This is a genomic window from Streptomyces sp. NPDC029956 (assembly GCF_055574655.1).
The window spans coordinates 207,659-234,513 of record NZ_JBVHZJ010000007.1; the positions used below are offsets into that span (position 1 = coordinate 207,659).

The window sequence follows — 26,855 nt, forward strand, 5'->3', positions numbered from 1 at the left end:
GGCTCACTCACCTCGGCTTCCCGTTGCCGTTGGTTCCGTTGGTTCCGTTGGTTCCGTCCGCCGTGCGCCCCGGAGCCGGCCGACCCGATTGGGCCGCCATGATCTCCTCGTACAACTCCGGCGTGAACTCCTGGAGATGGGAGAGGATCCCGCTCATCTGGGTGCCGACGTTCACGAACCGCGTCCGCGCACCCTGGAACTCGACCTCGTCCACCTTCCGCGTCCCGCGGTGCAGCCCCACCACCGTCCAGTCGTCGAGGCAGACCGGCGAGCCGGACGAGCCGCCGCGGGTGTCGGTGAAGTACAGGAGGTCGTGCTCGTCGGCCCGGTAGACCAGGTTGTTGCGCAGCGCGACCCGCTTCGGCAGCCCGCCGGGGTGCTGGATGATGTTGACCGGTACGCGCTGCCGCTCGCGGACGAGCAGCGGCCGGGTGGCGACCCGGAGCGTGGGGCGGCTCTCCTGGTCGGAGGAGAGCCGGACGACGGCGTAGTCCAGGCCCGCGTCCCAGGCGACGAGTTCACCGATCGTGGCTTCCGGGGCGCCCGCCGCGTTCTCGACGAAGTCGAAGCGGGAGCGGGACATGCGCGCCTGGAGGTGCAGGTCCTCGTCGCTCACGTACGGACGCACGCCGGGCTGCTCGGACGAACGGGCCATCACCACGTGGTGGTTGGTGATCAGCAGATCGGGGGCGATCATCCAGCCCGTCCCGCCGTGCGGGTAGGACGGGAGCAGCGGCGCGCCCGACTCGTACGGGGGGATGCGCAGGAGCGCGACGGAGGCGCCGGCCCGGATCCCGCCGTGCAGGAACTCGTACGGCACGGTGTCGTCCTGGAGGACGATCTCCTCCTTCATCTCCCCGGGCATCATCTCCGCCGGCAGCTCCGCCTCGCCGGTGATCACCCGGGCGACGGTGTCGAGCGCACCTTGGAGGACGGCACGGGGGCCGGGTTCACGGGTCTGCTCGATGGCGTTGTGCAGCCAGATCTCCAGCGGCACCAGACCGTCGATGAGCCGCTCGACCTGGTTCATCGCGTTCAGGTCGGCGTGGATCTGCTCCCGGGGGTCGGCCAGCGGTTCGAGCGTGGCGGTGAAGTAGCCGGGGATGCCCTTGAGGAGGGACGTGCGGACGGTCCGGTCGGCGAGTCCGGCCTCCATGGCGGCGTTGCGGACCCGGACGAGTTCCTCCTGGCGGAGGAACGGCTCCTTGCGGAGCGCGGCCCCGGCGGCCGTCGGCGGCGGCCGGGTCCACAGGCCCGTACCGCCATGACGGGGGCGCGGGCCGGCCCACGGCTCCGGCGGTGTTCCGGCGGGGACGCCGTGGCCGGTGGAATCGTGTTCCGGTACGGCTCCGGCCGCATCCTCCGGCGCCGCCCCGCGCACGTGCGGGCCCGCGTCCATGGCGGAGGCGACCCCGAGCAGCAGGACCCCGCTGTCGTCCCGCAGCGTGAGGGCCTGCCGGGCGACGCTGTCCAGGGTGCCGCGCCGTCGTGCCTCCCGCAGGTCCCACTCGATCCGTTCACGGTCCAGGCGCGTCGCGTCGTCCGGGTACACGGCGGCCCGTCCGGCGGCCGTCTCCAGGATGCGGGTCAGGGGCCGGCGCAGTGTGGGCTCGTCGGTGAGGGTGGTGTCGATCCAGCGGGCGAGCTCGGTCACCACCGCCTCCTCGTCCGCGGGCAGGCCCACCAGCCGCAGGGTGTGCTCCAGGAGCCGGGGGTCCTCCGCGCAGGCCGTGGCCGCCGCCGTACGGGCCAGCGACGGCTGCCGGGCCAGGTCGGCGTCGGGCATCCCGCGCAGCGTCCGGGCGAGCCGCTCCCGCGCCGGAGCCGCGTCGACGTCCGAGAGGTCGGCGAGCCGCGACCGGGCGACGAGGATGCCCAGGGACTCGAACCGCAGCCCCAGACCCGCCGCGATCTCCTCGGCCTCCTGGAGGTCCCGGTCGGCGTCCTCGAAGTCGCCGGTGTCCTGAGCGAGCCGCGCCGACAGCTGGAGCAGTTCGAGCTGGGTCTCCGCACAACCCGCCTCCTCGGCCCGGTCCGCGTCCCGCTCGGCGCTCGCACGCGCCTCGGCCGTCCGCCCGGAGCGGGCGAGGGTCTCGGCGAGCAGCGCGTGCAGCCGGCTGCACGGCGTCCACGGGCGCCGCTCGGCGAGCCGCTGTGCCGCGGCCTCCACATATCCCTGGGTGAGCAGGTCCTCGACCTCGCGCGCGGCGATCCGCTCCCAGTCCTCCTGGTCGGCGTCGGTCATGATCTGGTCGGGCACATGGCCGCCGATCCTGCCGAGGAGGAAGGCGGCCGAGCGGTGCGGCATCTCCAGATGGGTCTTGCCGCCCAGGTAGGCGGCCACGCCCGGATTCCAACGTTCCTCCACCGTACGGGGGTTCTCTCCGAGCCGGAGCCGGTGGTAGATCTCCTCGGCGCGGTTCCTGGCCCCCTCGCGGACCTCGTAGTACGCGATGGCGCTGCGGTCCACGGCCCGCATCAGATCGGTCCGTGCACTGTCCGAGAGGCGCAGCATGATGGCCCGTAGATCGGCCCGGTGCCGGATGGCGTCGGGGCCGGCCGACTCCATCAGGTCGACGCGCGAGGTGAGCAGTCCGTAGAGCCGCCGGGCCTCCGCGGCGGTTTCCACCTCCAGTCCGGCCGGGCCGGCGAGGACCTCCCGGACGAGGTCGGGGGTGATGAAGCGGAGTGCGAGCCCCGCCTGGACGAGGGCCCGGACGTCGTCCTCCGCGATGTGCTTGAGGATGCGGTCGTACAGCGTGCCCTGGATGAGCATCTGGTCGACCTGGCGGTCGAAGTAGCGGCGCCTGGACGGGAGTCCACGCAGGAGTCCGCCGATCGCGGGGGAGTCGTTGCCCACGGTGACCGCGGTACGGGCCGCCAGCTTGAGGCTCAGCGGATGGCCGCCGATCCGCTCCGCGAGATCCTCGGCGAGCGCCTCGTCGGCGACTCCGGAGGACAGGAGGAGGTCCACGGAGGCCTGGTGGTCGAGCTCGGTGAGCTCCATGGTGCGCGGGGTGAGGACCCGGGCGGGATGGTCGAACGGCGCGCGCCCGGAGACGATGAACCGGAGGCGGGCGTAGTCCGCTCGCAGGGCCGCCCAGATGGCCCACATCCGGGAGATGAGCGGGGAGCCCCGGTACTGGGCCTCCTCGGCGGAGTCGAGCACGACGACCATCGGCGGCGGTGTCCCTCCGGGCGCCGGCCGGACGGCCTCGGCGACCAGGGACGCGATCCGGCGCGCGAGTTCCTGCTCCCGGGCGCTGGCGCGGGCGTGGAAGTCGGCCGAGTAGTCGCGTGCGAGAGTGGCCCGGGTGCCGGCGAGTTGATGGAGTTCGTCGAGCTCGTTGCGCTCCCCGCGATGGGCCGCCGCCGTCTGCTCGCACGCGTCGGCGAGCGTCTCGAAGTCGGAGTGCAGGGCGGGGTACTGGACGCCCAGCTGCCGGGCCATCTCCGCGATCACGGTGGAGGGCTCGTGGACGGAGAGCGTGGGACGCGCGAAGTCGATGTAGGCGAAGGGGAATCCGGCGGGCGAGGCGGCCAGGGCGTCGACGAGGAACTTGGCGAGCAGGGTGCTCTTGCCGATGCCGCCGATGCCGTGGAGGAGCACCGGGGGCTCGGCCGGCTCCTCGGGCAGCGCGATGTAGGCGTGCAGGGAGTCGAGTTCGGCGGTGCGGCCGTGGAAGGTGCCCCGGATCAGCCGGTGCATCGGCTGAAGCAGCCGGGCCGTCTCGATCCGGTGCTGGACCTCGTCGACGGGGGGCAGTCCGGTCACGCCGGGCACGCGGCTCAGCCAGAGCACGGCCTGGAGGGTGTGGGACAGCTCCTCGACGTCGTCGTGGTGGGCCTGGGCCTGAGCCCGGGGGTGCGGGTCCGTGGGTGGCAGGACCGTTCCGGTGTCGGTGAGAAGGGCGAGGGCGGTGCGTTCCGGGCCGGGACCCGCGGGTCGCAGGCCGATGTTGGTCCGCAGGGCGTCCAGCGCCGCTCCGGGGCCGGCGAGGCGCGTGAGGGCTGCCTCGCGGACCTCGGGCTTGAGCGTCCAGACCGTGGCTCCGGGGGAGGGCAGCGCCGTGCAGTCGTCGACGAGCTCGAGGACGGCCCGCCCGGTGGACCGCTCCTCGCCGGGGAGGCGGAGCAGCGCCGGATCGAACTCCTGCAGCAGACAGGCGGCTTCGCGGTAGGAGCGGCGCGGATCGGGCAGAGTGGCCGCGGGAGCGGCGAGACTCGCCCGCAGGGCGTCGCGCAGGAGGTGCGCGGCCCCGTTGGACCGCGGCGTCATCGGTGGCAGCGTCCGGTGGATTCGTACGACGTCCTCCACTGCCGTGCACAGCCGGCGCATGTAACTGTCGCCGTTCGAAGGGGCTTCCACGGAACGCAGCACCTCGGCGACGGCCGTCTCCGTCAGCGCCTGGACGGTGTCCTCCTGTCCCGGGAAGGTCGAGTCGGTGAAGAACTCCTCGAAGAAGACGCGGAGATCGTCCTCGTCGGCGAGGCGCGTGGTGTCACGGCACTCGTTCTTGCGTATCTCGTACGGGAGTTGGCGCATCGTCGTGGCGTACCCGAGCAGCACCAGCCGGGGCACGTTGTCGGTGCGCACCGGGGTGTGCTCGTAGATCGCCCGCGCCAGGACGCCGATGGCGTCCCACACGTCCGAGTGCGGGTCGAGCCGGTCGCAGTCGTCGAGGACGAGCCAGAAGCGGCCCTCGGCGGCACTGGCGCGGGCGACGATCCGGTGCGCCGCGTCCTCGAAGCACGGCAGTGGATCGTTCAACCGTGTCGGGTTCAACGGGAATCCCTCGGCCTCCGGCCCCGCGACGAAGGCCGCCAGCCGCTCCATCAGACCCGCCGCCGTCGACGTGCGGGACAGGGTCACCCGTACCGGACGGAAGTCCTCGTGCTGGCCGAGATGACGGATGAACTCGTACGTGTAGGAACGGCCGCTGTCCGGAGGACCGTCGACGATCAGCACCGTCTGCTCCGGGTCGGCGAGGAAGCCGCGCAGCTTCTCGCGCAGCTCGGACCGGTCCAGGAAGACCGCCGTTCCGTGCTTCAGGAGGTGGCTGTGGAAGGGGTCCTGAGGCGAGCGCCGCAGGCTCTCGTCCTCGCGCAGCCGGGTGAGGAGGTTCCGGGCCTCGGCGCCCTGCTCGTAGGCGTGCGGGGCGTCGATGGCGGCCAGCGCTTCGAGGCTCGTGAGCACCTTGAGCAGCCGTCGCTGATGGGCGATGTCCTGGCGGGCGGCCGAGACCACCAGCCGGGCATTGCGGTCTGCCTCCGGGGTGAGCGGCAGGTCGTCGACGAAATCGGCAGGAAGGCCGGACCTGAGGAGCTTCTCGCGTGGATCGGGAGAGTCGAGGAGGTGATCCCGCACCCATCTGGCGACGAGTCCCCACTCGGTTTCGGTGAGCGGCATACCGCACCTGCCCGGCGCTCTTGGCGCAGCGCCGGTCGCTCCGGCGCCGGGACGTGACTGATCGGGCCGGACGGCCCGTCCCTCCCATCGTTTCACCGGCCGGAAGGGGTCGCAATCGCTGTGGCGGAGGGCAGGAGCGGCGCGGATCGGGTGCGGATCAGGTGCGGGGCGCTGCCCGCGGACTCAGGGGTACCGCTCGCCGACTCAGGGGTGCAGCACGATGTCCCCGTACGACTCGAGTCGCCGCCACCGCTCCTCGGGCGCCCGCGGCGACGGCATCACGTCCACGTCGGGCAGCGCCCCGAACTCCAGCTCGGTGAGCTCGGCGACGTCCGAGACGGGCACCTGGTACGTACGGAACGGGCCCAGCGGCGGCGGCGCGCCGGTCGTCGCCCCCGCGAGCGCCCGCTCGGCGTCCCGGCTGAGGTCGGGGCTCTGGTCGAGCACGTACGCCGCCGCCGCGAGCACCCCGTCCTGGAGGAACGCGGCCACCTTCCAGAAGCGCATCGGCACCTGGATCCCCCGGTACGGCGGGTCGGAGTCGTGGAGCACCGGGCCCGTGAGGACGGTCAGCCTCCGGTCGTGGGCGGCGGCGTGGTCGAGCAGGTGGTTCTCCAGCCCCTGCCAGACCTGCCTGCCCTGGTTGAAGACATCCGCCTGGGGAGCGGCGTTGGTGAAGTGGAAGGTGTCCGCCTCGGCGCGGACCGCCAGGGCCTGGGGTCCCCAGACCGGGTCGAGCCGGCGGACCAGATGGCCGCGGTCGAGGCTGTTGTTCCGGTAGACCTCGTCGCCCGCCTGCTGCTCCTCGGGCAGCCGCGGGTCGAACCGCCAGACGCCGTCGCGGGGTAGGTCCTCCACGAGCCCCCGCCCCTCGACGCACACGGCCGTCGAGGCCGCGAGCCGACGGTCGGGCCGGAAGACCACGGTGAAGTGGGTGTACGGCAGGATCACCGTCCCGATCGAAGGCCGGACCGGGAGCGGCAGCGGGACGACCGGTCCGAGGAAGGCCTCGTCGTAGCCGGTGCGGTCGGCGAGCGCCGCGCGGCGTGCGTCGGCCGTGCCCGGAGGGGGCGGGGGATCGGAAGGCTTCATACGATGTAGGTACCGCGTGGAGAGGGGCGCGCTCGGCGCCGGACCCCAGGCCACTCGATCAGACGCCCCGGTCCCTCTCCGCTCTCCCCCCTTCCTCCTCTTCCGCCAGGAGGCACCCCATGGCCACCGGACTCGCCCTGCACGTCGGACTCAACAGCGTCGACCCCGCCCGTTACGAGGGCTGGGAAGGCACCCTGGTCGCCTGTGAGAACGACGCCCACGACATGGCGCGGCTCGCCCGGGCCGCCGGATTCGAGAGCACGGTCCTGCTCACCCCCGAGGGGACCGTCGCCAACGTCACCACCGTGCTCGGTGAGGCCGCCGCCCGGCTCGGCCCCGGCGACATCCTGCTCTTCAGCTACTCGGGCCACGGAGGCCAGCTGCCCGACGCGAACGGCGACTCGACCGCAGCCACCGCCTCCGCCGCGACCGCCACCTCCGCCGCCACCGCGAGCGCCACCTCCACCGCCACCGCGAGCGCTACCTCCACCTCCGCCGCCACCTCCGCCTCCGCCGCCTCCTCGGACAACGAGCCGGACGCGCTCGACGAGACCCTCGTCCTCTACGACCGGCAGTTCCTCGACGACGAGGTCCGGCACGCCTTCAGCGCCTTCGCCGACGACGTACGGATCGTCTGCTTCTTCGACTGCTGCCACAGCGGCAGCAGCATCGAGATCCCCGGCGGGCCGGGGGCCGGAGCCACGGCCCGCTTCATGCCCGAGCACCAGCAGCGCCGGCTCCACGACCGCGACCGCGGCTTCTACGCCGAGCTCCGGCGCTCTCTCGCCGAGTCCGGATCCCCGGACGGACCGGGCCCCGACGCGCTCCTCGTGTCGGCCTGCCAGGACAACCAGGAGGCCTCCGACGGCGACGTCAACGGCGCCTTCACCGAGGCGCTGCTCCGGGTGTGGGACGGCGGTGCCTTCCGCGGCGGCTACCGCGACTTCCACCGGGCGATCCAGCGCAGACTGCCCCCGACCCAGAGCCCGAACCTCTACCTGACCGGCACCCCGGACCAGGAGTTCGTGGACCAGAGGCCGTTCACGGTCTGAGCGCCGTCGCGAGCTGCGCCCGCGAGCGGACGTCGAGCTTCTGGTAGATCCGGGTCAGCCGTGCCTCGACCGTCTTCACACTCAGATACAGCTTCGCCGCCGCCTCCTGGTTGCTGGCGCCCTGCCCCACCAGTCGGGCGAGCCGCAGCTCGGCCTCCGTCAGCGAGGAGAGCGCCGGCAGCGCCTCCTCGCCCCCGGTGCCGGCGCCGGGGCTCTCGCCCACGGCGCCCGCCGGGGACTCGCACGCCAGGGCCAGCCACGGCGTCGCTCCGGCCCGCTCGAACACCGAGGCCGCCGTCTGCAGCGCGCTCTGCGCCGCCGACCGGCGCCGTCTGCGGCGCTCCACCCGGGCCAGGGCGATCAGTGCCCGTCCCCGCTCCAGCGGCAGCCCGGACCGGCCGAAGGCCTCGGCCGTGCGGGTCAGCAGCTGCGCCGCCTCGTCCGTGCGCCCCTCCGCCGCGAGCCACAGGGCGTACGCCCGGTCGCAGCCGAGCAGGACCGTGGACCGGCCGAGCCGGGCCGCCACCGGCCGCACCTCGTCGAGGAGTGCCAGGGCCTCGTCGGCCGCGTCATGGGCGAGCAGGGCCTCGGCCAGTTCCTCGTGCCAGCGCAGCATCGACGGGTCCACGGTCGACTGGGCGCGCTCGTCGGCCTGGACGCGCCGCAGGGTCTCCAGGGCGGCGGCCACGTCCCCGTTGATCAGCTGGACTCGGCCGAGGGCGTACCGGCTGCGGGAGAGGAACACCCGGTCGCCCTCCTCCTCCGAGGCCTGGACGCTGCGCCGGGCGTAGCTCGCAGCCCGGGCGAAGCTGCCGCCGGCCGTCTCCGCGAGCGCCAGCGTGTACCAGGCGGGGCCGGGGGAGAGGCCCGCCTCCAGGGTGAGCGCGAGGGACTGCCCGGCGTGCGCGAGGGCGGCCGCGCAGGCGCCCCTGCGGGACTCGACGGCGGCCAGGGTGGAGAACAGCTCGATCGTGTCCTCCACCGATCCGCGTCGCTGGACCAGGGGGAGAAGCGCGTTCAGTTCGTCGCGGGCGTCCGTGAGCCGGTCGTCGAACAGGGCGTGGCGGATCGTCAGGATCTGCGCGGCGTTACGGATCCCGAGGGGCCGCTCGGCCAACTCCAGGGCACGGGCCTGCGCGAGCACCGCCTCCGCGTCCGGCTCCCCGAGGGCCCGCTCCATCCGCGCCTGCACGGTCAGCGCCTGCGCCGCCGTCCGAGGATCGCCCATGGAGGCGGCGAGCGCGGCCGATTCGACGGCCGCCGTCCGCGAGCGCTGCGGATCGCCGTCGGCGAGCACGTACTTGACGGCGAGCCGGAGCTGTACGGCGGCCCGCAGGGCGGTGTCGCCCTCCGAGTCCTCCATGGCGTGCACGTACATCTCGTCGAGCCCGGTCAGCCCCTGCCCGGCGGTGTCGAGGACGGCGAGCCGCGCCCTGACCCGGTCGGCGGGCACCGCGTCACGGGCGAGCAGGTCGGTGGCGGCCCGCATGGCGAGGTCGGCGCGGGCCGCGCGGGCGGCCTCCTCGGCGGCGTCGACGAGCCGCGCGATCCGCCGCGTCCCGTGCCGTCCGGGCGTCGACTCGGCCGCCAGCAGGGCGAGTTCGGCCGCGAGCGCGCTGTTGCCGCGCCGCCGGGCCAGGTCGGCGGCAGCCGCGACCTCGGCCGCGAGGTCCTCGTCCGGGCTGTCGGTGGCCAGCGCCCGGTGCCGTACCGCCTCCACCGGGTCGTCCACGACCTCCGCGAGGGCCGCGTGCCCGGCGCTCCGCTCGGCCCAACAGGCGTCGTGCACCAGGGTGGAGGGCAGCAGACCCGCGGTGAAGGTCACCGACCCGTCCTCGGCGAGCGACACGAGTCCGGCCCGCTCGGCCGCCGCGAGGTCCGCCTCCGCGTTGGGCCGCCCCGCCCGCCGCACCAGCGTCGAGGAGGGACGCAGCGCGAGGGCCGCGAGCAGCAGCGTCTCCCGTACGGCGAGGGGCGCGGCGCCCAGCAGCTGGCGGGCCAGGTCGCGGGCGCGCCCGGAGAGCGTCAGCGCCTCGGCGTGGTGCACGGGCGTCCGCGCGTCGGCGAGCGAGCGTCCCACGGCGAGCGCGAGCCGCGGATTGCCGCCGCTGGCGCGATGGATCCGGCCGGCCATCCGGGAGGGCAGCCGGTGGTGGATCAGGAGTTCGGCGATCTCGTCGGCGTGCAGCGGCGGCACGAGCAGCACGTCCGCCTCGGAGGGCACCCAGAGGTGGGCGGCGTGCGGATCGTCGGGGCGGTGGGACGCCCGGTAGGGCTGGCCCGCCTCGCCGTACGGCTCCGGTGTCTCGACGGCCACCACGCGCAGCGCGGGCGGTGCGAGGTGGAGGGCGAAGCGGAGCAGGTCCGCGCTGTCCGCGTCGACGTGCTGGACCCCGTCGACGACGAGGAGCACGGGGCCGCGGCGGGTCAGGGTGCGGAGGATCTGGGCGATGCCGAGCCGGAGCGCGATCGGGTCCCAGCCGCCGGCGTCCAGCGGCGCCTCGCGGCAGAGCATGGCGACGGCGGTGCGCTGGGGCCCGGGAAGCTCGTCGAAGACCGCGGAGGCCTCGGGTCCGGCGGGTGCCTTGTCGGCCGCGCGGGGCTCACGGCGTCTGCCGCCGCCGGGTTCGAGCCGGTGCACGGTCGCCGCCACGGAGGCCACCAGCGCGGCGGCCGACGCCCCGGGTATCTTGCGGTCGGACGGCAGGGTCGCCAGCCACAGCACGGTCTCGCCGCGTGCCTCGGCGCGGGTCGCCTCGGCGAGCGCGAGCTCGGTCTTGCCGACACCGGCGGGCCCGGTGAGCAGGGCACGGCCCCGGGTGTGGAGGGCGCGTTCGAGGCGGGCGAGGAGTTCCTCGCGGCCCACCGGCGCCGAGGGTCCCCCCGGACCCGTGGGGCGCAGGGCGAGGTACGGAGCTGTCGTCACTGTCCATCACCTCCGGCGCGCTCGGGCCCCCGGCCCATGAGCCCCGTGGGCAGAGAATACGGAGCCCACCGGTGGAGTCCAGGCCCTGTGTCCGGCATACGGACAGGGCACCCCGGCGGGCCGTCACCCCGAAACGCCAGAACGCGCCCGTGGTGTAGACCACGAGCGCGTCGCTGACCAGCAATGATGCTGATGTGGGGGGTGGTTCGGTGGTGGAGCGGTGGTGCCTTAGAAGGTCAGGCTCCACGAGTTGATGTAGCCGGTGTCACCCGTGGCCACATCGCGCACCTGGAGCTTCCAGGTGCCGTTGGCGACCTCGCTCGACGCGTCGACCGTGTACGTGGTCAGGACGTTGTCGGCGCTGTCAGAGGAGGAGGACGCCTTGAGGTTGCGCACCGTGCCGTCGGGGGCGACCAGGTCGATGACCAGGTCCCCGCGCCAGGTGTGCCTGATGTCCACGCCGACCTTGAGGGCGGCGGGAGCGTTGCCGGTGCGGCCGGTGACGGCGATCGAGGACGACACGGTGGCGTTGTCCGAAATCGTCACATCGGTCGCGTTGGTGAAGACGGTGCCGGCCGGCGGGGTGGTGGTGACGGCGTCGACCGTCTTGGCCGTGTCGGCGATGCCGGTGCCGCAACCGCCGGTGCAGGTGCCGGGCAGCGGGCGGGCGTTGGTCTTGATCGCGGACTCGATCTCGGCCGGGGTGAGGGTGCTCTTGGCCGACTTCAGCAGGGCCGCGAGGCCGGCGATGTGCGGCGCCGCCATCGACGTGCCCTGGTAGGGCTTGTAGTTCTCGGCCGACTGGGTGGTCGCGCCCGAGTTCAGCGTGGAGTAGATGCCGTTCTCGGGGGTGGTGACGGTGCCGGGCGTGTCGGTCGAGCGGCGGGTCTCGCCGCCGGGCGCGGCCACGTCCACGATGGCGCCGAAGTTGGAGTAGTACGACCGGTTGCCCTCACGGCTGGTGGACGCCACGTTGATGACGTTCGCGCAGTTCGCGGGGGTGAATCCGGAGGCGTTGGCGTTGCTGTTGCCCGCGGCGACGACGACGGTGGTACCGCGCGAGACGGCGCCGTTGATCGCGGTCTGGTAGACGCTCGGGCAGGTCGCGCTCGCGCCGCCCAGGCTCAGGTTGATGACCTTCGCCGGGGTGGCGTTGGCCGGGACGCCCGGCACGGTGCCGCCGGAGGCCCACGTGATGGCGTCGGCGATGTCGGCGGACGAGCCGCCGCACTTGCCGAGCACCCGCACGGGCTGGATCTTCGCGTTGTACGCGATGCCCGCGATGCCCTTGGTGTTGTTCGTGACGGCGCCGATGGTGCCGGCCACGTGGGTGCCGTGCCAGGAGGAGTTCGAGGCCTTGGAGCCGGTGCCGCACTCGTTGTCGGTGGCGTTCCAGTCGCCCTCGTCCTTCGCGTCCGCGTCACGGCCGCTGCCGTCGCGGGCGTCGGCGGAGGTCGAGATGAAGTCGTAGCCGGAGACGACGTTGGTCGCGAGGTCCGAGTGGGCCGCGTAGCCGGTGTCGATGACGGCGACGGTGACGCCGGAGCCGGTCGTCTTGTCCCAGGCCGCAGGAACGTTCATGCCACCGGTGGGCTCGAACAGGTCCCACTGCTTGGCGTAGTCGGTGTCGTTCGGCGTGACCGCCATCGCGTAGGCGCGGATGTCGGGCTCGACCGAGGCGACGGACGGGTCGGCGCGGAACGCGGCCATGACCTCCGTCACGTCCTGCTTGGTGGCGCTGTCGCCCAGGTCGACCAGGGCGCCGCCGCCGGCGAGACGACGCTCGAAGGAGAGCTTCTCGCCCGTCTTCGCGGCCTTCTCGGCCGTGTCGCTCTTCGCGGCGGTGTTCGAGCCGGCCTCGGCGGCCTTGCTCTTGTAGGTGACGATGACCTTCTCGACCGGGGCGCTGGGGAGCGCCCGCATGGTCTGCGAAGCCGGTGCGGGCTTCGGGGTGGCAGCGCCCGGGGCGGCGGCGATCGCCCCGGTCGTGGCAGCGGCGCCGAGGATCGCGGCGCTCGCGACCACGGATATGACTCTCCGCCTGGAACCGTTCAAGGTGTGGCCCTTTCGAGTACGACGTAGCTGCGGAGCAGTGGCGGCGGCGCGGGACACAGGGGCGAAGTGGGGTCGCGAACCGGTGTTCCCTGGGCTGGGGGGCCCGTGCGCCGCCACCGGCGCGACGGCCCGGGTCAAGGCCGTCCCCGGCGGATGCCGCCCTCCGCATGCACCTGACAGGGTGCGGTCGGGGGATGATATCTGCCGGTGCGGAGGACAGTAGGGAACGGGGGGGTGAACCCGATACGGGGAAAACCCTTGTCACCCCTCACGGGGCGGCGGGGTCCGGTGAGGGGAGGTGCGACCGGGGGTGCGGGCACGTGGGTCGGCGCCACGTCACACGCGTACCGAGCGGCGGGAGTACGCCCGGTCGGCAGTCCGGAGCAGGCGCGTTTCAGCGGCCAGGTACGTACCTGCTCAACGGGAAAGGTACACACCTCTCGACGGAAGTCCGAGGGTGCCCCCACCACGAGGTCGCCGAAGGGCTCCGAGCGCCGCCGAGGGCCGTCTACGGCAGGTGGCGATCGGCGGGTGGCAGGTGGGGTGCGGTTGGCAGACGGCAGACGGCAGACGGCAGACGGCAGACGGCAGACGGCAGACGGCAGGTCGGCCGGTGGCGAGGCGGGGTCGGGCGCGGCCCGGACGGGCACGGCCTCAGCCGAGTTCGAGCGTCGTCACCCCGTACACGCGCTCGCGTGCCACCGGGCGGACCGGGCCCGTGTACATCCTGGCCGTCTCGAACGTCGGCTCCAGGCCCCGCTCCTCGGCCAGTCGCGCCGCCGCCGGATTCGACTCCGGCATGTCGACCGCGATCCGCGCCGCACCGAACTCCCGCGCCTCGGCGGCGAGCGCGTCGAGCAGGGCGGCCGCGTCGGCCGGGGAGTCCGCGAACAGCGGCCCCACCCGCGCCTCGTCCTGCGCCGGCCGGACCACCCCGTACCCGGCCGGACGTCCGTCGACGATCCGTACCAGCGCACGATGGCCGGGCGTGGCCAGCCAGGCGGCCAGGAACCGCGGCCGGTCGGCGTGATGGCAGGCGTTGTCGTACGCGGCGAGGGCGGCCGGGTCCACGGACCCGGCGGGCACCACACCGGTCACCGGGGCGTCGGGGGCCGGGACCTCGCCCACGTAACGCGCCGTGCGGTACGCCGGCGCGAAGCCGGAGCGCCGGTAGTTGTCCTGCTGTGCCGGAACCCCGTCGAGCCCGACGGACCGGTCACCGGCGTGCGCGAGCGCGGCCCGCCAGGTGGCCAGACCGTGACCGAGGCCACGGAGTTCGGGGCGTACGAGATAGAAGCCCAGGAACGCGTACGCGTCGTCGTAGGTGACGACCGAAATGGCTGATACGGGTTCCCCGTCGACCCGGCCGAGGAAGAACCCCCGGGGATCCTGCGCGAAGAACGGGGCGGCGTCCGAGAGCCCCGGGTTCCACCCCTCCTCGGCCGCCCAGGTGCGCACGAGCGCCCAGTCCCGCTCCGTGGCGGGGGAGACGGACAGTCGGCCGGAGGAGGCGGAGGTCATGGGGATCCCTTCAACAGCCGGGAGCGGACGCGTACTCGATCGGGAGACGGGGAGGCCGGAAGACCGGGTCCCCGGGAACCGGGTCCGGGGAGGCGGGCCCGGACACCTGGAAGCGGGGGGACTGCGAGGAGGAGCTGGAGGAGGGGGCACTGGAGACGGCGCATGATGCGTAACCGGGTGAAACGCGCACAGAAGGCCTGCGGAAAATCGGGCAAAGCGCGCCGAGCATAGCTCCCTTCGCGACCGCCCCCGCCCGCGGCCGATCGATTCCGGCCGCGGGCTCGGTGCCCTGTCGTCGGCGGCCCGGGTGCCGCCGTCAGTGGACGAGGCGGAGGCGCGGCCCCGCGACCGCGAGGCACACGGTCTGACCCCATGTCAGCTCCAGCGCGTCCGACTCGACGCCGTCGCCGAACACCACCAGCCGGTCCGACTCGACCGTGAGGCGCAACCCCTGGCCCGGGTCGAGAAGGCCCTCGACGCGGCTCGTTCCGGTCGCCGGGGACGGCCACGCCTCGCGGACGAACCAGGCGAGCCGGGCATCCGCCGGTGCGGGCAGCGTGAGCGCGCTGGACCGCTGCTCCCAGAGCGACCGCAGCCAGCCCGTGGCTCCCGTGCCGGTGCCGACGAGCACCCCGGACGAGGCCTGGGCCTCCGGCGGGAGCTCCGTCGCGTCGAGATCAAGCGTGTACCGGGCGGTCTGATGGCCGCGCGGCCCGACGTAGATCTCGTTCAGCGCCAGGAGCCGCTGCGCGTCGTCGGTGACGGCCTCCACCATCGTCAGCTCGTCCACCGTCGCCCCGGCCCCCGCCGCGTACGGCAGCAGGCGCCGCGCCCGGTCGGCCCGGTGCCGGACCAGGACGCCCGGATTGCGCCCCGGGTCGGCGTCGATCCCGATGACGGGCTGCCCGGTGAGGTACTTCGCCGCGTTGGCGACCAGGCCGTCCTGCCCCACCACCACGACCACGTCCTCGGGCCCGAACAGGAACCGGTCCAGATCGGCGCGCTCCACCCTGGTCTGCCGCCAGGCCAGGGGCACCGCGGCCGCCACCTCGGCCAGCGCCCGGTGGGTGCGCTCGTGGCGCTCGCGCACGGCGTCCACCGAGCGGCCGCGCGCGGAGAGGAAGAACGCGGCCTGGCCGTGCGTACCGTGCCGGGCGAGCAGCTCCTCGTACTCCGTGGTCCGGTGCACGAGCACCGCGCGCGGCGCGAGGCTCACGACCGGGCCCCGCCCTCGCCGAGCTTGGCCAGCAGCCCCGTCAGGACGTCGGGCGAGAGCGTCAGGTGCTCGATCCGGGGCAGGTTCTCGGCGGCGCGGGACACGGCGAGGGCGTGCAGGGTGGCCGGTTCCACCTCGGCGTGCGCCCGCAGCCACGAGGACTGCGCCCCGGCGCGCGCCTGTCCGACCTCGCGCGCCGCCTCCGCCTCGGCCCGCGCGAGGCGGACCTTCCGTACGGCCTCGGCCTCGGCCCGTACGGCGTCGGCGGCGGCGTTCTCCTCGGCCTCGCGACGGGCGTTGGTGCCGCGCTGCTCGACGAGCCGCTCCTCCTGGCGGGCCAGTTCGATCTGGCTCGCCAGTTCGTTCTCCGCGATGGCGCGCTCGCGTTCGACGGCGACCGCGCGGCGCTCGTACGTGGCCCGGTCGGCCTCCTGCTGGATCTGCTCGCGGGCGGGCGTGCGCAGGGCGCGCTCGACCTCGGGTTCGGGGCGGATCGCGACCACCCGGACGGCGACCACCTCGATGCCGGTGGACGGCAGGCGGGGCTCGGCCGCGAGCCCGGCCGTGACGCGCTCCCGTACCGCCGCCACGCCGTCGACGAGCGCCTCGGCCAGCGCGGTGCGGGCGAGGACGTCGAGGGCGTGCTGCTGGGCGGTCTCGGTCAGGAGGGTGGCGATCTGCTCCAGCGGAGTGCCGCGCCACGCGCCGGTGTCGGGGTCGATGGAGAAGTCGAGCCGGGTGGCGGCGGCCGCCGGGTCGCCGATCCGGTAGGTGACGGTGGACTGGACGCTGACGTCCTGGAAGTCGGCGGTCCGGGCGTGGAAGGCCATGGCCAGTTCGCGGTCGTTGACCGGGACCTCGGAGAGGGCCGCGGTGAGCGGGCGGAACCAGAAGCTCAGTCCCTCGCCGTCGTGCACGAGCCTGCCGCCGCGCTGGTGGCGGATGTGCGCGGTGGGTGCGGAGCGCAGATGGCGCCAGCCGGCCCGCCGGGTGATGTCGGCCATGAAGAAACCCCCTTGTCGTCATGCTGACGATAGGGGGATCGCCGGGTTTTCGTCAAGATGACGAATTCAAGGTCGATCCGCGGGTCCTGCCGGTCCTCCGTGTGCAGCCGTGGCGTGCGGTCTCGGGGTGCGGCCTCGGTGTGCGGCCTCGGTGTGTGAGCGGTCCTCAGCCCGCCGCCGGCGCGTGTGCCGGCTCGGCGTCCGGTGCGTTCAGGTCGGGCAGGTCGAGCCGGGGCGCGCTCGGCTCGGACGTGGCCGGATCCGGTCGGGTCGAACGGTGGCCGGAGAGGTCCGTCGAACGAGGCGCCGGCACCGACCGGACGGTCCACCGGGCAGCCGTACGCGCGCGCGTGGACTCCGCCTTCCCGGGCCCGGACGGCGTGGCGGGATCGGGCGCAGGCACCGGCACAGGCGCCGGCACAGGCACCGGCACAGGCGCCGGCACAGGCACGGGGGCAGGCACCGGAATCGACACCGGCACAGGCGCCGGCGCCGATACGGCCTCCGGCTCGGGGTGGGTGGCCGGTGCCGCCTCCGGGGAGCCCCCCTTCGTCAGCAGCACCACGCCCCGCGCCGCGACGAGCGACGCGCCGGCCGCGACCAGCCAGCCCCACGCGCCCGCGCGGAACGACTCACCGAGCAACGCGACGCCGATGATGGCGGCGGCGGCCGGGTTGGAGAGGTTGACCACGGCGAGCGGCGCCGCGAGGCCGCCCCGGTAGGCCGCCTGGGAGAGCAGGAGACCGCCCGTCGCGAAGCCCGAGATGAGCACCGCGAGGAGCGCGGTCTGCCACCAGGCCGGCTTGCCGCCCGGGAGTTCGAGCGCGAACGCGGCCGTCAGCGTCTGGGTGAGCGCGGAGGCGACGCCCGAGGCGATCCCGGAGGCCGTGGCGTGCCCGAGTCCGCGAGGTGCGTGGCCCTTGGGCGCGTGTCGGCCCGAGGCGAGCGCGACGATGAGGAGCGCCGTCGCCGCGGCGACGACCAGGGACTCGCGCAGGCTGAGCGCCTCGCCTGGCTCGGTGGGGCCGGTCACCGCGACCAGTCCGACGAGGCCGGCCAGGGTCCACAGCGCCCCGCGCCACTCGGTGCGGGTCACCCGGCGCCGTGCCGCGTACGCGCCGAGCGGCAGTGCCGCCACCAGGGTCAGCGCGCCGAGCGGCTGGACGAGCGTCAGCGGCCCGTAGTGCAGGGCGGCCACGTGGGCGAGGGCTCCGGCGGCGTTGAGGCCGACCGCCGACCACCACTGCCCGCGGGCGAGCAGCGCGCGCAGCGCCCCGCGTCCGTCCTGGACGGGGGAGGCGGCGGCGAGCCGGGACTGGGCGACGGCGGCGAGCGCGTAACCGGCGGCGGAGACGAGTGAGAGGAGCACCGCGACGACGGTGCCGGTGGCGGGGTTCATCGGAGGGCTCCGACCGGGAGAGGGGTCGTACCGGCCTGACGGGGTACGGGTGGGGGCGCCGTCCGGCGGCCCGGGGCGCGGACGGCGAGCAGGGCGAGACCGAGGAGCGCGGCGGCGGCGAGCGCGTCGAACCAGTAGTGGTTGGCGGTGCCGACGATGACGAGCAGGGTGAACAGCGGGTGGAGCAGCCACAGGAACCGCAGGCGGGACCGGGTGGCGGCGATCAGTCCGATCGCGACCATGAGGGCCCAGCCGAAGTGCAGCGAGGGCATGGCCGCGAACTGGTTGGCCATCGAGTCGGTCTCCGGCGTCGCCCCGTACACCGAGGGGCCGTAGACCCGGGCGGTGTCGACGAGCCCGCTGGCCGCGAGCATCCGCGGCGGCGCGAGCGGCATCAGGAGGTGCAGGGCGAGCGCGGCGCCGGTGACGAGCGCCAGGACGCGGCGCGACCACACGTAGTGGGCGGGGCGGCGCAGATACAGCCAGACGAGGAAGGCGAGCGTGGCCGGGAAGTGCACGGCCGCGTAGTACGTGTTCGCAGCCCGTATCAGCGGTTCGCCGTGCAGGAGCAGCTGCTGGATCGTTCCCTCGCCCGGCAGGTGGACCGCGCGCTCGGCGTCCCAGACGCGGTCGGCGTTACGAAAGGCGCGGGACTCGTGGCCGTTGGCGAAGAGCCGGCCGAACTTGTAGACGAGGAAGAGCGCGGTGACGAGCGCGAGCTCGCGCAGGAGGGGCGGTCTGGCGGACTCGCCTCCGTCCCCCTCGCCGCTCCCGTGCCCGTCGAGCGCGGAGGGGGCGGGGGTAGGCGGCAGCCCCGACCCGGCAGGACGTGGTCCTCGTATCCCGCGTATCCCGGCAGCCATCGCGCGGCCCTCTAATCCGTCAAATCGCCAACAAACGGAGTGAGCCTAGATCCGATTTCATCGAGACGCAAGCGTCTCGATACGTTTGCGTCTCGATTGTGCACCCCCTACTCTCGTATGTGCAGAGACAGAGGTGTCCGGGAGGGATCGATGTCCACGTCCGCGTCCACAGCAGCGTCCATGTCGGGGTCGGCGTCCACGGCGGCGTCGGCGTCCACGCCAGGGTCCGCATCCACGCCGGGATCCGCGTCCACGGAGGCCGCCACCGCGGCCGCCCGCCGCAGCAAGATCACGCCGGAGCGCGAGACCGAGCTGTACGACGCCGTGCTCTGCCTGCTCCGCGAGGGCGGATACGACTCGGTGACCATGGAGGGCGTCGCGGCCCGCACCAAGTGCGGCAAGGCCACCCTCTACCGGCAGTGGGGCACGAAGCCGCAGCTCGTCACAGCCGCGCTCGCGCAGCGCCGCTGCACCGTCTTCACCGGCATCGACACCGGCACCCTCGCCGGTGACCTGCGCGAGGCGGGCCGGATCGCCGCCTCCCACCGCGAGCGCGACGCCGAACTCATGGAGGCCGTCGCCCAGGCCTTCATCCAGCACCCAGACCTGCGCGCCGCACTCCGCGAGACCGTCATCGCCCCCGAAGTCGCGGCCATCGACGCGGTCATGGCACGCGCGGTCGAGCGGGGCGAGATCGACGCCGACAACCCCGCCATCGGCCTCGTCGCCCCCTGCTTCCTGGGCATGCTCCGCATCGAGCGGCTCTTCGAGGACCGCTTCACGGACGCCTCGACCATGCGGACCTTCGTCGACGCCGTCCTCCTTCCGGCACTGCGCGTCGAGGGGTGAGTCGCGGGCCGGTCCGTCAGGCTGGACCCATGCCCGCAGAGCCCACACAGCCCGCAGAGCCCACCGGGTCCGTCCGGCCCGCCCCTCGTGTCCGTGTCCGCCGGATCTACGAGACCCCCTCGCCGGACGACGGCGTACGGGTCCTCGTCGACCGGCTCTGGCCGCGCGGACTCGCCAAGACCGACGCCCACATCGACGAATGGCCGAAGGCGCTCACGCCGTCCACGGAACTCCGCCGCTGGTACCACGGAACCGAGGGCGAGTACGAGGAGTTCCGCCGGCGCTACGAGGCCGAACTCGAGGCCCCCGACGCGGCGGCGGCCCTCGACCGACTGAAGACCCTCGCGGCGAAGGAGACAGTGACCCTCCTGACGGCGGCCAAGGACCCGTCGGTGAGCCACACGTCGGTCCTGCTGCGGGAACTCGACCCGGGGGCGGGAAGGGGAGCGGGAGCTTAGGCGTAGGTGCGGGCGTAGCCCTCAGGCCAGGTCGCGTCGCAGCCGGGGCGCCTCCGACGCGGCGTCGACGACGGCCGGGTGGGCGGCTCCGGACGCATCCCCTCCTGCGGCCTCGCTGTCCGCCGAGGCGCGGTCGGCCAACTCCCGTGCCCACGAAGCGAGTCCGCCCGCATCGATCCCGTACGCCGTGGCGGCCTCCAGGCTTCCCGACCCGCCCGCGAGACGCTCGGCGCCGCGCCGCAGCAGCCGCGCCCCGCCCGCCGTGTTGCCGCGGGCGGCATGCGTCAGGCCCACCGCGAGCTGCGCGAGGCCCTGCCACAGGTCACGCTCCGACTCGGGGCCGGACTTCCAGGCGTCCTCGAAGACCTCGTGCGCGTGGAAGGGCATCCCGGCGTCCAGCAGCCGCTGCGCCTCGCGCAGGGTCTCCGCGGGAGTGCGGACGACACCCTCGGGCTGCCGGGGCACGCCCTCGGCGCCGTACGGCAGCGGCCGGCCGAGCCCGTCGCGGGGCCGCGCGCTACGGGCCCGCCCCTCCTCGTCGCGATCCCTGCCGCGGTCACTCGCTGTCCGGTTCACCCGTCCATTGTCGCTCCCGGGGCCGACAGGGCCCGGGCTCGGCGGTCCACCGCACGTCGGACCGCGTGGGTCGCGCGGGCCGGTCATGGCTGCAGCTCCTGTGGGTGAGGAGTCCCGGGCCGGCCTGGAGCTCGCCCACGCGACGGGCTCGGCCACCGCTCTCGCCGAGGCAACGTCCCTGGCCACCGCCCGCGGCGCGGTGACAGCCCGTGCGTCAGCCCACCGTCCGGAGTGAGGTAATGTTTTCCCTGCACGCCGACGCGGGAGAAACCCCGAAGAGACGCGCATCGGGACGTGGCGCAGCTTGGTAGCGCACTTGACTGGGGGTCAAGGGGTCGCAGGTTCAAATCCTGTCGTCCCGACTAGAGGTTCGCCTCGTAGTCGCAGGTCAGGGGCCGTTTCAGAGCAATCTGAAATGGCCCCTCGATCGTTTTCGGGGACCAGCTGGGGACCAGCCGCACGTGACTGTTCCAAAGATGAGGGTTGCGGTGGCACAGGCCAGGGTGAGGGCCTTCTCCACGGCCTCGCTCTAGGCGTTGGTGCCGTGGAGCCACCGTCCTCGACACGAACACGCAGGTACAGGCCGAAACGCTTGCTCACCTGGAGAGTGCTTCTGCCCGTGCAGCCGACAGGACCCCATAGGAGTTCCATCAGTTCAGGTCAGAAGCACTCTCCGTCTTTTTGATCAAGCCGTGGAGTGTCAGGCTGGGTGGCTGAGAACGGTCAGCCGGCGCTGCCGATCAGTTTCCAGGGCTCGTGGTCGGCGTCGGCCCCGGTGCCCGGGGCACTGCCCTTCGTCTCCCACTTGGCCTTCCAGACCTTGCCGTTGTACGTGACCGTGGTCTGCTCGATCGGCTGGCCGGCCGGGGAGTAGACCTTGGTCGCATCCCAGGTCCCGGCGCTGCAGCCACCGGTCGGCGGGGTCGCCGTACCGAGTCCCTTGAGGTTGTCGTTCACCGGCGCGTACGCCGTACCGCCGATCGACAGGCTCGTGTTCACCGGACCGGTGATCGGGAGGAAGTAGATGATCGGCAGGTCGAGCGACTTCCCGGCCGGGATGATCTGGCAGTAGTCCAGTGTCGTGCTGACCCGGTGGAACGTCGTACCGGGCGCCAGCTTCCACTGGCCACCCTGGGCACCGGTCTGCCAGGCGGCGTCCTTGACCAGCGGTGACGTCGAAGCCGGGATGTCGAACGACAGTCTCGTGTCCTTGCCGCCCCCGAGCGTGCGCCCGGTGTTGTTGGTGATCCGGACGGTCGGCTGCAACGGCCACAGGTTCGCCGTGGCGGTCGGGTAGTCGACCATCTCGACGCTCAGGTTGGCGGTCACCGTCGGCGCGGCACCACTGCTGCCGGTGCGCAGACTGTTGTCATAGGCGCCGATATTGCCCAGCTTCTCGTTCAGTCGGGTGGTCAGCGTGTAACCCATCCCGCACGGGGTGTCCGGCTGGACGTCCGCCGGGCAGGAGTAGTCGCCGCCGAGCTCCCACATCATCACGCCGCCCGCACCGGTCGACTTGACCAGATCGGTGACCGCGTCGATGCCCTGCTCGTCCTCGGTCGACAGGAAGACCTTCTTCTCGGCGTTCCACAGCCACGACGTCTTCGTGGTGTCGTCCCAGTACCGGGTGTACTGGCCCGTGCGCCGGTCGGTGACGTCGGTCTCCGGCTTCAGCCCGACGCTCCGTGCGTAGACCGGCGTGATGTTCCTCTCCAGGTTCTTGGTGTGCCACAGCGGGTTCGTCCCGGAGCCGAGCTCGCTGCCGTTGTTGGTCTCGTCGTGCCAGATGTTGTCGATGCCGAAGGCACCGTCACCACACGGTCGCTTGATGCCCGTTCCCGGCTCGCAGCCGCTCGGCTTCCGCGACGTGCCCCACAGACCGTTCGTACCGCCGGTGACGTTCCGCCAGCCGCGCGTGTAGTAGGGCACGCCGATGTTGACGCGCCCGGCCTGCATCGCGCCACGCATGTACTTCATCGCCCAATCGGTGTTGAAGTACCCGATCTTCCCGTACTCCGGAGTGGCGTACTGATCGGACAGCTCCGGGTCCTTGCCGTCGTCGAACAGCGCCGCGTTCGGACCCACGACGTCGTTCCAGGTGCCGTGGTAGTCGTAGGCCATCAGGTTGGTGAAGTCCTGGTGGTCCAGAGCGGTCTGGTTCGCCATCCCGCGGGCCAGATAGCCGGAGGCCGACGAAGCCGAGGTGAGCAGGTAGTACTTGTTGTCCGCGACCGAAGCCCTGTTCAGCGAGTCCCGCAGCGTCTTCATCAACGCGGCGTACGTCGTGGGCAGACCCTTGCGACGCGGGTTCGACACCGCCCAGTCGGTCGGATTGCCGGTGTCCTCGAGGACTGTGGGGTACTCGAAGTCGATGTCGACGCCGTCGAACCCGTAGGTCCGCAGGAAGTCCACGACCGAGCTGGAGAACGTGTCGATCCCGCCCTGGTTGACGGAGCCGTCGGCGTTGGTGGTCATCGCGTAGAAGCCACCGGAACCGGCCCAGCCACCGACCGAGATCAGTGTCTTCACCCGCGGGTGCAGGCGTTTGTACTTCGTCAGCAGGTTGAAGTGCCCCTTGTAGGGCAACGAGGGATCCATCTCGGCGCCGACCTCGCCTGGCCACTCCCTCTGGGTGGCGTTCGAGTCGACCTCGATCCGGTTGTTCTCCACCGACGCGAACGCGTAGTTGAGGTGGGTCACCTTCGACCACGGGATGTTCTTCACCAGGTAGTGCGGCGTGCCGTCGGCGCCCGTGCGACCACCGTTGAAGTAGCCCACGACCCGGCGGTCCCGGCCCTGGCCGAGCCATTCCCGGCCGTCGCTCTGATAGACCTTGCAGTACGGCGTCGCCACACCCGGTGTGGCCGCAAGACCGTCCGGCCGGCAGTCGCCGGACGCACCCGGCCGCGGACCGCCGTCGTCGCCACCGGGGTGCGACTCCATCGGGTCACCGGCACCACCGTTGACACCGAGATCACCGGCACCGCCGTCGCTGCGGCTGCCATCGCCGTAGCTCGGCACCAGCCAGCCCTCGATGTCACCGGCATCACTCGCCACGGCCGCCTTGACGGCGGTTTTCGCCGTCGTACCGGAGCGGATCATGGCGAAGTCCTTGATCCCGTCGCCGTCCAGGTCGGCGAAGGTCCCGACGGTGCCCTGGAACGGATCGTCCGCGCGGATCACGCCCAGCGACTTCCAGCCCTTGGTGACGCTCCACGGAGCGCCGGTGTTCTGCCAGGCCCGGACCTCACCGGTGGTGAACTCGACCCGGACCGTGTCGGCCTTGCCGTCACCGGTGATGTCGGCGAAGGCGACCTGCGCGCCGCGAGCCTCCCCGGGAGTGCCGAAACCCTCGACCTTCTCCCAGCCGCCCGGAGTCGGCATTCCCTTGCCCTTGTTCTGCCAGGCGGTCGGGAAGCTCATCCGGTCCAGCGTGATCAGGTCGTCGCGGCCGTCACCGTCGATGTCGGTGAAGTACAGCTCCGGCTCGTAGACGAGGTTGTTCGCGACGATCGTCGGGCTGTCCCAACTGATCTTGCCGCCGCTGCTGGTGTTCCGTGCCATCCGCATCGCGGGGATGCCGGTCGGCGAGTCGGGCGGGTACAGGATCCGGATGTAGTCGTCCTTGCCGTCAGCGTCCAGGTCGGCGAAGTAGACCCGGTCCGGGTCGGTCCCGCGGTCGGTCGGGCTGATGTCGCCCAGCGAGACGGCGGCCTTGCGCGGGTCGTCGTTGCGCCAGCCGGTCACCCTGCCGTCCGTACCGACCACCGCGTAGTCGGCCTTGCCGTCGCCGTTCAGGTCGGGGAACGCGATCTTCGAACCGGCCGCTGCGGCGTCCCGGATCTTGCCGATCGGCTCCCAGACGTACGAGCGGCCGCTGATCATGCGCTGCAGGACCGCGATCCGAGCGCCTTCGGCGAAGGCGTCCGCGATCTTCCGGTGGCCGGCGTCGGTCGGGTAGATCTCGTGGGTGATGTCCTGCGGGGTGACCGCCCCGAGGTCGACCAGCACCAGCCGTGCGCCGCCCTTGATCTTGGCGTAGGCGATCGTGCGGAGCTCGCTGTTGTAGGCGTCGATCCGGGCCTGGTACGTCGGGTTCGTCGACGGCGGCAGGGTCCCGAGCAGGACCGTGGTCGTCGGCGAGGCCCGGTGGATCTCGTCCAGGAAGTTCCGCATCTTCCCGGCCGTCGCCGCACCGTCGGCACCACCGGCCAGGTCGGCCGTGCCCGCGACCAGGGTCATCAGGTTCGGCCGCAGTGTCCGCAGCGCGGGGATCGACTCGGCCTTGATGGCGTCGACGCCCTTGCCGTCGAACCCCATGTGGTCGGGGTCGCCCCGCTTGCCGTTCTTCAGCTCACCGACGAAGTCCGTGCGTTTGAAGACGAGCTCGGCCACGGTGCCACCGATCACCGCAACGGTGGTCAGGCCGCCCAGGATGGCCTTCAGGTAGTCCCGGAAGCCACCGTCGTCGGTGCTGTGCACGCCGGCCGTGATCCCGTCACCGGTCGGCATCACCCGGAGCTCGTCGATCGCGCCGGGCGACGGGCTGGGGCCGGGCGGCGGGCTGGTGCCGCCCGCGTTGAGCCGGCCGGACTGGGTCGGCCGGTGGTCGGAGTTGCCCTCGGGCCGGACCGAGACCGTCAGCGCGTGGGCGAAGTGGGTGGTGACGAAGTAGTCCAGCTCACCACCTTCCTGGTGGGTCCCCTGCCCCGAGCCGTGGATCCGCATGGTCGGCGGGAAGCTCGTCCGCTCCTCGAGGACCTCCGGCTCGACGTTGAAGTCGCCACCGACCGTCGCGTTGTAGGTGACGCCACGCTGGTTCCCGAGGCTCTCGATCCGGTCGTCGATGGCGTCCAGCAGCGTCCCGGAGTCGCCGCCACCGCCGGACAGGCCGTGCACGGTGAAATACCACTCGTTGCCGAACCGCGCGCCGAGCGCGTTCCGGCCGGCGTCGATCGGGTTGCCGACGACGATCAACTCGTCGGGCGCCTCGCTGAGGACGAGCGCGTTGTTGACCCGGCCGCCGATCCGGCGCGGGTTGGTCGCGTCGTCGGCGGTCTGCAGGAAGTAGACCTCACGGGTCGGGATGGTGCTGCGGTAACCGCTGTCCACGATCCAGGTCCGGTGCAGCACGGTGAACTGATGCGTACCGCCCTGGCTGTCGGTCGTGGTGAAGGTCTGGTCGGGCTGTGCGTCGCTGTTCTCAGGCGGGTGCGGGCCGACCTCCTGAAGCATCAGGATCGGCACCTGCAACGCCAGCCGCTGGACCGTGGTCCATTTGCTGCCGCTCTGTGCCTTGTTGTCGGCACCCTGCATGTTCCAGGTGATCAGGGGCGTGGTGGCCGGAGGGAAGTCGGTGGCGGCGGCCGGAACGACAAGCGACGCCGTCAACCCGGCCATCACCGCCACTGTGGAGATTAATCGGCGGAACAAGAGTCCCTCTTCTCATTCAACAGATCGGGAACGAGTGAATCGTTGGAAGGTGCATGGTTCTCGACCGCAAGCCTCCAGCGTTCATGAGGATCCGTCAGCTCGCCACGCGCCCTGTGGCGAGTTCTCGTCGTGACATCGGAGTCCGGGCACGGCTGGGCACGCGGCTGTCGCGTCGGGTGGGCGCCGGGTTCCACAGCTGCGGTGGGCCTCTGTTCTGCCCGCAGGGGCGGGTAGGTGCGGGTCAGCCGGGGCCGGGAGGGCGTAGAGCCGGCCCAGGGCGTCGGTGATCACGTCGGTCCAGGGCCGGTGTCCGGCAAGGAGAAGGACGCGGCGGCGGCCGGCGGCGACGAGTTGGGCGGCGGCGAAAGGGCGGAGCCGCAGGAGGCGGGGCTGCCAGGGCCGGGCCACTCACCGCAAGCATCGGCAACCAGGCGGGTCTAGGCCCTGTCGTCAAACTCCCGCCTGCCCCGCGACGCCATGCACGCGCTCTCGCCGCACCGGGCGCAAGCCCGGGTACTCCAGTACGAGGACTTGTGCCCGGTGCGCCGAGAGCACGCACCTGACGCCGCGGGGCCGCCCTTCGGGCGACGACGGGAGTTTGACGACAGGACCTAGTCTTCTGAGTCAGGAATTCTGTTCAGATAAGAGGCGAGGCGTTCCAGGATCTCGTCTGCGGTCTTGGTCCAGACGTAGGGCTTTGGATCGGTGTTCCATGCCGCGATCCAGGTCCGGATGTCCTGCTCCAGGGCCTGAACGGTCTTGTGAACGCCTCGCCGTATCTGCTTGTTCGTCAGCTCGGCGAACCATCGCTCGACCAGGTTGAGCCAGGACGATCCGGTGGGCGTGAAGTGCAGGTGGAACCGGGGATGCGCCAGGAGCCAGGTTTTGATCGCCGGGGTCTTGTGGGTGGCGTAGTTGTCCAGCACCAAATGGATCTCGAGAGCGGCCGGGACTTCCTTGTCGAGCTTGATGAGGAACTTCTTGAACTCCTCGGCCCGGTG

General features: G+C 72.5%; 16 protein-coding genes and 1 tRNA gene. 5 read left to right on the top strand and 12 right to left on the bottom strand.

Features of this window, described 5'->3' with window-relative positions:
- Positions 1 to 7: 7 nt before the first annotated feature.
- Both ACZ4XX_RS08215 and ACZ4XX_RS08220 read right to left on the bottom strand, forming a co-directional pair.
- Positions 8 to 5,410, bottom strand: a complete 5,403-nt coding sequence (locus ACZ4XX_RS08215; protein WP_468507117.1) for a trypsin-like peptidase domain-containing protein — start codon at positions 5,408 to 5,410, stop codon at positions 8 to 10.
- Between the two features lie 204 nt (positions 5,411 to 5,614).
- Positions 5,615 to 6,502, bottom strand: coding sequence for a DNA/RNA non-specific endonuclease (locus tag ACZ4XX_RS08220; protein ID WP_468507118.1), 888 nt, complete (start codon positions 6,500 to 6,502; stop codon positions 5,615 to 5,617).
- 119 nt (positions 6,503 to 6,621) lie between these two features.
- Between ACZ4XX_RS08220 and ACZ4XX_RS08225 the strand changes: the two genes are divergently transcribed.
- The gene (locus tag ACZ4XX_RS08225; RefSeq protein WP_468507119.1) at positions 6,622 to 7,554 is read left to right on the top strand and encodes a caspase family protein; all 933 of its coding nucleotides are present in this window, start codon (positions 6,622 to 6,624) and stop codon (positions 7,552 to 7,554) included.
- Here the strand turns inward: ACZ4XX_RS08225 and ACZ4XX_RS08230 are convergent.
- From ACZ4XX_RS08230 to ACZ4XX_RS08260, 7 genes are all read right to left on the bottom strand, one after another.
- A complete protein-coding gene (locus ACZ4XX_RS08230) occupies positions 7,544 to 10,480 on the bottom strand; it encodes a helix-turn-helix transcriptional regulator (protein ID WP_468507120.1) in 2,937 nt (978 codons plus the stop codon). The genes ACZ4XX_RS08225 and ACZ4XX_RS08230 overlap by 11 nt on opposite strands.
- Before the next feature lie 228 nt (positions 10,481 to 10,708).
- Positions 10,709 to 12,403, bottom strand: a complete 1,695-nt coding sequence (locus ACZ4XX_RS08235) for a S8 family serine peptidase (protein ID WP_468507138.1) — start codon at positions 12,401 to 12,403, stop codon at positions 10,709 to 10,711.
- Between the two features lie 786 nt (positions 12,404 to 13,189).
- On the bottom strand, positions 13,190 to 14,056 hold the full coding sequence (locus ACZ4XX_RS08240) for a GNAT family N-acetyltransferase (RefSeq protein ID WP_468507121.1): 867 nt from the start codon (positions 14,054 to 14,056) through the stop codon (positions 13,190 to 13,192).
- A 316-nt stretch (positions 14,057 to 14,372) separates the two neighbouring features.
- A complete protein-coding gene (locus ACZ4XX_RS08245) occupies positions 14,373 to 15,272 on the bottom strand; it encodes a hypothetical protein (RefSeq protein WP_468507122.1) in 900 nt (299 codons plus the stop codon).
- Positions 15,269 to 16,276, bottom strand: a complete 1,008-nt coding sequence (locus tag ACZ4XX_RS08250; protein ID WP_468507123.1) for an SPFH domain-containing protein — start codon at positions 16,274 to 16,276, stop codon at positions 15,269 to 15,271. The genes ACZ4XX_RS08245 and ACZ4XX_RS08250 overlap by 4 nt, the downstream gene beginning before the upstream one ends.
- A 166-nt stretch (positions 16,277 to 16,442) precedes the next feature.
- A complete protein-coding gene (locus ACZ4XX_RS08255) occupies positions 16,443 to 17,675 on the bottom strand; it encodes a DMT family transporter (protein WP_468507124.1) in 1,233 nt (410 codons plus the stop codon).
- Positions 17,672 to 18,487: a phosphatase PAP2 family protein gene (locus ACZ4XX_RS08260; protein ID WP_468507139.1), complete on the bottom strand. Its 816-nt coding sequence runs from the start codon at positions 18,485 to 18,487 to the stop codon at positions 17,672 to 17,674. The genes ACZ4XX_RS08255 and ACZ4XX_RS08260 overlap by 4 nt, the downstream gene beginning before the upstream one ends.
- Positions 18,488 to 18,688: 201 nt before the next feature.
- Here ACZ4XX_RS08260 and ACZ4XX_RS08265 point away from each other — a divergent pair, with 201 nt between their 5' ends.
- Positions 18,689 to 19,387: a TetR/AcrR family transcriptional regulator gene (locus tag ACZ4XX_RS08265; RefSeq protein WP_468507125.1), complete on the top strand. Its 699-nt coding sequence runs from the start codon at positions 18,689 to 18,691 to the stop codon at positions 19,385 to 19,387.
- A 29-nt stretch (positions 19,388 to 19,416) separates the two neighbouring features.
- Positions 19,417 to 19,845 carry a DUF488 domain-containing protein gene (locus ACZ4XX_RS08270; protein ID WP_468507126.1) on the top strand — a complete coding sequence of 143 codons (429 nt, stop codon included), beginning with the start codon at positions 19,417 to 19,419 and terminating at the stop codon, positions 19,843 to 19,845.
- A 21-nt stretch (positions 19,846 to 19,866) separates the two neighbouring features.
- Here ACZ4XX_RS08270 and ACZ4XX_RS08275 read toward each other — a convergent pair whose 3' ends face one another.
- Entirely contained in the window at positions 19,867 to 20,421 is a 555-nt protein-coding gene (locus ACZ4XX_RS08275) for a DUF309 domain-containing protein (protein WP_468507127.1), read from the bottom strand.
- 85 nt (positions 20,422 to 20,506) lie between these two features.
- Here ACZ4XX_RS08275 and ACZ4XX_RS08280 point away from each other — a divergent pair, with 85 nt between their 5' ends.
- Positions 20,507 to 20,656, top strand: coding sequence for a hypothetical protein (locus tag ACZ4XX_RS08280; RefSeq protein WP_468507128.1), 150 nt, complete (start codon positions 20,507 to 20,509; stop codon positions 20,654 to 20,656).
- 53 nt (positions 20,657 to 20,709) lie between these two features.
- Positions 20,710 to 20,783, top strand: a tRNA-Pro gene (locus ACZ4XX_RS08285).
- A 361-nt stretch (positions 20,784 to 21,144) separates the two neighbouring features.
- On the opposite strand, the gene ACZ4XX_RS08290 is transcribed toward ACZ4XX_RS08285, so the two are convergent.
- Both ACZ4XX_RS08290 and ACZ4XX_RS08295 read right to left on the bottom strand, forming a co-directional pair.
- A complete protein-coding gene (locus ACZ4XX_RS08290) occupies positions 21,145 to 25,821 on the bottom strand; it encodes a glycosyl hydrolase family 18 protein (RefSeq protein WP_468507129.1) in 4,677 nt (1,558 codons plus the stop codon).
- A 644-nt stretch (positions 25,822 to 26,465) separates the two neighbouring features.
- On the bottom strand, positions 26,466 to 26,855 hold a 390-nt coding region (locus tag ACZ4XX_RS08295), incomplete at its 5' end, for a transposase (protein WP_468507130.1).